The organism is Bradyrhizobium sp. 142 (assembly GCF_023074015.1).
Lineage (GTDB): Bacteria > Pseudomonadota > Alphaproteobacteria > Rhizobiales > Xanthobacteraceae > Bradyrhizobium.
The window spans coordinates 1-5,980 of sequence record NZ_JADPKQ010000006.1 but is presented as its reverse complement, the minus strand read 5'-3'; the positions used below and the strand labels follow the sequence as shown (position 1 = coordinate 5,980).

The following is a 5,980-nucleotide window of genomic DNA, read 5'->3' as shown; positions in this document are numbered from 1 at the left end:
CTCAAGCCGGTGCCCGAACAGAAAATGATGCGGGTCGGTGATCGTGACGTGAGACACGACCCGTTCCAAAATAGGGGTACTCTGTCGTGTTCGGCGATCCGACCTTCGCCGACGCTATCCTCGACCGCCTCGTGCATAACGCCCATCGTCTTGCGCTCGATGGGCCATCGATGCGCGATCCCAAGACGGCCAAGTCGGATACCTCAGCGCCGGGGCCGAGCGCGGCGGATAGGACGGTCACAAAACCGCCGACAGGAGCGAAAAAATGAACAATGCGCCCTCCGGCCCGCCCATGCGCGGCGCTGCGTTTGACTCGTGGCGGTCACTTCGCGCCGCGCACGGGCTCCACCTATCGCTTGACCCGAACCTCAAATACTGAGATCAGAAAATAAATCCAACGGCGCCATCAAGCTCGTGCGCCGCCCTGGTCGTCATCGACCGGATCACGCGGTCTCCATGCGCCGGTCAGCGTGGTCGCCTTCACCGGTATGCGCAGTCGGGGGGCGTAATCGGCCTGATTATGATGCTGGTGCACTTTGGAATCGGCGCACCCGCTACCGACCGTCGCAGATCGTCGACCGTCCTGCCGATCTGTGCGTTCAGCGTCATTGAGGCCATCGAACACACCTTGTCAGGGACGTCATCTCTTTTCCCGCCCAATGCTGTAGGTCTATTTTGGAAGTACTCGCGATTGGCGAGAGCTTTCTCAGCATCTTGGTGCAGTGTCGGACACTTTATGGGTGGGATGAGCCTGCTGGCGTTGAGGTGGAACTCAGAAGGCGCCGGGCATTTTCGATGAACGAGCCATCGGCTGGATCCGCGTATCCTCCGATTTCAAGCTCGCCACTTGGGTATCGCAGAGGGATTACCGCCGTTTTTCGTCTCCGGATGCACGGCTTCATAGTCCGCCTTCCGCTTAGCGATCAGCTTCGCCCGTTGCGCCCGCGTCAGATCGCGGCGGATCAAGCTTTGAGATGGACGATGCAAAGGGATCGAAGCATCGAAATTTTCCGAGACTAGGAACGCAATTCGGAGCCGCGAGGTTCTTCCTCTTAGAGGCTAATGGAATGCGGAGTTTCTTCCATGGCTACTCAGATCGTTATGGACCACGCAGGTGACAGCAGGCATTTCTTTGAACAAACCGATCTGAGGGGGCTCGCCGAGGCTGAGCGTCGGTTTAAGCAGCTTATTAATCAGGGATTTACTGCCGCCACCCGGAAGGCGGGCAGCGATCTAAGGATCACACGGTCATTTGATCCCACTGCGGATGAGACGCTATTCTATCCGCGCCTCGTCGGCGGCTAAGCCTCGCGACGCGACAATGTTTCTGTTCAACCGCAGCGACGCTAATGATGCGCGGTTGCGTGCCCTGCGTGAGCTTTATCGGAGCTTCATCGAGCAGAACGGCCCGGACGCACGCGGGCGGCGGCTTCTGCGGGAATGGTTGTCCCCAGAGCAGCGAACGCAATTTGATGCCGATGGTTATTTCGAAGTGACAGGCTCTCACACGGGGCGGCGATATCGAATTCTCCAAGGGACGGTGAGCAACGTTTTGGAGCTCGACGAAAAAGGACAGCCTAAGATCGGGTGGTGTTTCGTTCCCGAACCTACCTTGGTAGCTGGCGATGTGATGCTCGCCCAGAAGATCGCGCTCGAAACTGACGAAGCTGCAGTGCTCGCGCTTGCCCACCGGTTTTCTCCGAGACTGCCCTCCCTGCCCCGAGTTGTGCGGCGTGCTTACTAGGCCGCTCACGGGCGGGGCCGCCGCTTGTGATGGCGGCGGCCCCCTTGCCGCGAAGGCGGCGTTTACCCGATACATCGGCACCTCCGCGACTACAGGTAACCTCACGACGTAGCGATCACTGTCTGCAATGCAATCTACTTGTTAGCCTTTCCGGGCGCGCGGTGTGATCCTCTCGTGATGGTCGCCACATCTGTCATTATTCGGCTGAACGCTTCACGCAACTGGTCCGCGTGAGCAGGGCTCTCTGGTTCACTGAGATATGCAATCTTGATCAGCAGCCTGTTCAACAGATGCGTAACCCGAGATTGTCAGAGTGCCGGCTTCGCAGAACAGCATCTGTCGTCGCACGTCCACGAGGTCGAGCGTTTCGTTTTTTGACGGCCTCTTCAAAATCAAACTCGCGCGCGTGGCCGGGCAAACGAACACGCCACGCCGAATATGATAGAGCGACGGCTTCGCCTGGGTCGACCCGGACGGGACAATGTCCGGTACACAAAGGCTAGCAATCTGGGGCGCCGCCGTAATCTAAGTCGCCAATTAAGCTTGATGTCGCAACGGCAGGTTAATTCCGGAACTCCAGCGACGGCTGAACGCGACCGGCGAGTTCGCGCGCTTGGATCGATATTTTGATCGCGAGCCGGCATAAGTTTTTAAATGTTTGCCGGCCGAAGCGGCCGCCGCTGCGCGCCAAGTTAGTGAGCATCTCTCAAGAGGCCGCGGCCGGTGATCGTCACCACCTGCGCGAGTGCAGAGCGTTCACATCCGAGATGCCGTCGATCGCGATCAGTCACTTCGCCATTGATGACGAGGTGCTTCCGTCCGTTCTTCAGCGCCCGCCCTTATCCGTCGGATTCGGCGGGCATAGAAGGTGGCGAAGCTGAAACGGCCGTTCTCCAAATGATTGAGGATGATCGATGTGATCAAAAACCCCGATATAACGAAGAAGATATCGACACCGACAAAGCCACTTCGAAGGGTGTCGGGGAACCCGTGAAAAATCACGACGGACATTACGGCAATGGCGCGAAGACCGTCGATGTCGCGGCTTAATCGACGCGCAAACTCGTTTTGCCGCCGCCCCGTCTCTCGACGTGTGCATCTGTTTTCCACACAATCCCAGGTTACACAAGCGCAACCCTAAGCAGATTTCCCCAGACGGGATGGATTTTTGACCAAATCAGTGGTGGCGATCGAGGTCCGCTCTAAACTGGAAACCTAGTCGAGATCGCCATAACATAGCCAACAGCGCCGTCCCAAACCAAAGCCACTGCGAACGCCAGGAATCCGGCTCTAACTCGTTCATTTCCCCTTCGCCCTCAACCCAGCTCGACCAGCCCTGCCCGCAACCGTAGGGCGAGCGCAAGGGGGAAGGCATCAAGTGTTCACTGCTGCGCAGGACGGTCACCGCTCTTCGGGCGAGCCGCCTCTTTGGCTCGCTCAGCCATCCACTTTTCGTACCTAGGAGTGCCTGGTCGTGGCGGCGCATCAGGACGCAAGCCTCCCAACCACTGGGCATGTCAGCCAGATGCGCGCCTATGGCTGCGTTAACCCCACCTGCATCGGGGTTGCTCGCGCAGCCGGACAACGTGATGGCGGCCAGGCATGGCCATATGGGCCTGAACATCCCGCTCCTGTAAGTGCCAATTGTGTTCAAAGGAGCAGTGTGGTGTTCAGAGGAGGGCGAGCGCAATGGCCCGTCATTCGAAATGATGGCGCCTGCGGCGGGCTCCCGCTCGACGCCTAGCGGAAATCAGCGCCCGGATGCCGTAACCAACGATGACACCGATGATGAACGCGGCCGCCACGATCCAAGGTGCAGAGAACCACTCCATACCAGCGGAATTCGGTAACTGGCTGTAACGTTCCTTAGGTGCGTGCCGCGCGCGCCGAAAGGGGATGGATGTTGCGAGGAGTCCGTCGCCATTAGTGCAGGACCCGGGCTGCCTCTGCGCGCCGGACTCTCTCTCTCAGGTCCTCGAGCTCCTGGAGCATTTTGAGGAGATCGGGCAGACCGCGCGTTGGCTTCAAAATTCTGGCCTTTTGTCGCATCGCTCAACGCCTCCATGGCAGGCTGACGGCGAGCGACATTGAGGCGCACACAAGCAAATTTTCCCCTGCACGGGGAATTGGTTTTTTAACCAAATTATTACGGGTGGATGCTCGCGGAGCCTCAGAAACTCTCGCTGCGACCTCTCGCCGGGGATTCACGCTGCATCCGCGTGGGCGGGCCGTGTGCGCTTGCCGGCCCTATCACCCGCCGGAAAGAACTACCGCGCCCATTTGCCGTGGGCTGCGACGCGGAGGCAGTAGCCGAATTCAATTAAGGTAGATCATCGGACACGCGACGGGCAGCAGTGCGGTGCGGTGCGGTTCGCGATGCCGCCAACGAAATTGATTGGAAGCTCGCGACGACGCAGCCCACGACGCTGGCCGGGGTGGTCGCCGTGCTGCGCCTCGCAAAGCTGACGAGGATGAGGGCGGAGACTGGCCGAATACCGACGCGATCGGCCGGGAGGGCTGGCACTATCAGCTCCGAGCGCCCATGGCTTCGGCGCTCGAGATCGTCATTCGGCGGGAGGTGCAGGCATCAGAACTGTCGGCCCGGCGAGCGGTTGGCGCCCTCCCGACAGCGCCCATCTCATGGACTTCCCCGTTACCGGTCGACAGCGGGCCGGTAGGCAGCGCAATCCTCTGCGTCGCCGGTGTAACCGGATTTCTCTTGCCGTGATGGTCGCGGGCAGACTCCGGCGAAACGAACCGCTGGGCTAACCGGTCCACCCTGTCGACGAGCTCCGCAAGGGCGCTTTGGCTGCTCGTCAGCTCGCCGATGAGCTCAAGCGGATCGCTTAACAGCACAGCGATTGCTTGCCGCGATGACGCGCCGGCGCCGAACGCACCGAAAGCGCAACCGACAGCGTCTGGCAGCACATGCCCGCCGGCTGAGGCGGTAAACGAGCGCTCCGCCGGTTCGCGCTGGCGGGCCTATCACCTTATACTCGAAAGCGACGCCTTCGGATCAATGTTGTGTCAGTTCTTCTTCGATTTCCTGACCATGCAGATGATCGATCACTTTTGGGATTAGCAAAAATCCCGGATACTCGTGGGTCTGCACAGGATCGATGAGGTTCAGCCGATAAATTGCGTTCTGGGGGTTACACACCCAAGTCTGAGGCCAGCTAATTTCATTGCGCTAGCTGCTGGAAAGGGACTCAAGCGCTGGCGCAAACCGTTCAGAAAACGTCGCGGCTCTCGCATCCCGAGCTGCTGAAAGGGAGGCCGAGATCAGAACGTGAAAACCTGCGGAGGCTACCGCGAGTAAAACGGCGCCTAAAGATTTCGCATTCCTCGCTCCTATAGGTGCCTTGAGAACGTAGAACGGTTTTGTTTCCGCATCGCTTCGTGGTTCTGAAAAACGGTTTCGCTGAACGAGGTCGCTTTTTGGCCGCCTTGATCCGGTCAGGCCGGGTCCGGTCCACTTCGGCCTCAGGCTCGGGCCTCGGAACGCGCGCGAGTTACTGCGGGTCGTGGGGTGACTGGTGGTGTTCTTTGATTTGGAGTTGCAAAGCCGGCGATCGATCGGCTGGTCTGGAGGTGGATCGACCTTCGTCCGCCTTCCTTCCGCTGACGAGGAGACCAATAGAGCCGGCACCGACCAGCAAGGGCCTGCGATCATCAGACAGTGCGGTAATTCCAACAATGCCATCGTTGAGTATTGCGGCACGAGCAAAGGTCAAAAACGCACCCGCGTCAAACTGACTGTCCGTGCTCCGTCCGTCGGGTGGGAGCGGGTTGAGCGAGACTATCGACGGCCGACCTTTCCTCGCTCAGGCGCTGCTCCAAAAATCGGCGTTCAAGGTCCGAGAGATTGGTTTTAAGCAGCCGTCGATATCGGCTGATGTTGCTGGCATGGGCGCGCAGACGGGCGACTTCCTCGTCGGTCATGGTGCCTCCGTATGGATAAAAGAAATCTACAGAGAACGGAAAAGGTACGAATAGCGTTCAACGCGTTTATAAAAGCAAGCTTCGTGCCTAGCCGTTTGATTGTCAATAAGGGCGCCGGTTCACGCTGACGGGCCTCGGCCGTGCGTTGCAAGAGGTTCGTCGATCTGGTGGTAAGCGGTCTTGCATCAATGTATCCGGTCTCTAGTTGGAGCTGTTTTGCTCCGGACCATCATGGATATCAGCGCGCGTGCGACCTCATTAACGGACAGGCCTCGACGGGCCATCCGGGTCACC

3 protein-coding genes and 2 pseudogenes are annotated in these 5,980 nt (G+C 59.2%); 4 read left to right on the top strand and 1 reads right to left on the bottom strand.

Annotated elements, in window-relative coordinates:
- Positions 1-86: 86 nt before the first annotated feature.
- From IVA82_RS00715 to IVA82_RS00705, 3 genes and pseudogenes are all read left to right on the top strand, one after another.
- Positions 87-269: pseudogene (locus tag IVA82_RS00715) on the top strand (ATP-binding protein); the annotation flags it as partial.
- 814 nt (positions 270-1,083) lie between these two features.
- The gene (locus IVA82_RS00710; RefSeq protein WP_247388482.1) at positions 1,084-1,305 is read left to right on the top strand and encodes a hypothetical protein; all 222 of its coding nucleotides are present in this window, start codon (positions 1,084-1,086) and stop codon (positions 1,303-1,305) included.
- 16 nt (positions 1,306-1,321) lie between these two features.
- Positions 1,322-1,744, top strand: a complete 423-nt coding sequence (locus IVA82_RS00705) for a hypothetical protein (protein WP_247388481.1) — start codon at positions 1,322-1,324, stop codon at positions 1,742-1,744.
- An 840-nt stretch (positions 1,745-2,584) separates the two neighbouring features.
- Here IVA82_RS00705 and IVA82_RS00700 read toward each other — a convergent pair.
- A pseudogene (locus tag IVA82_RS00700) lies at positions 2,585-2,755 on the bottom strand (hypothetical protein); the annotation flags it as partial.
- Positions 2,756-5,533: 2,778 nt separating this feature from the next.
- Between IVA82_RS00700 and IVA82_RS00695 the strand changes: the two are divergent.
- Positions 5,534-5,740: a hypothetical protein gene (locus IVA82_RS00695; RefSeq protein WP_247388485.1), complete on the top strand. Its 207-nt coding sequence runs from the start codon at positions 5,534-5,536 to the stop codon at positions 5,738-5,740.
- Positions 5,741-5,980: the final 240 nt, after the last annotated feature.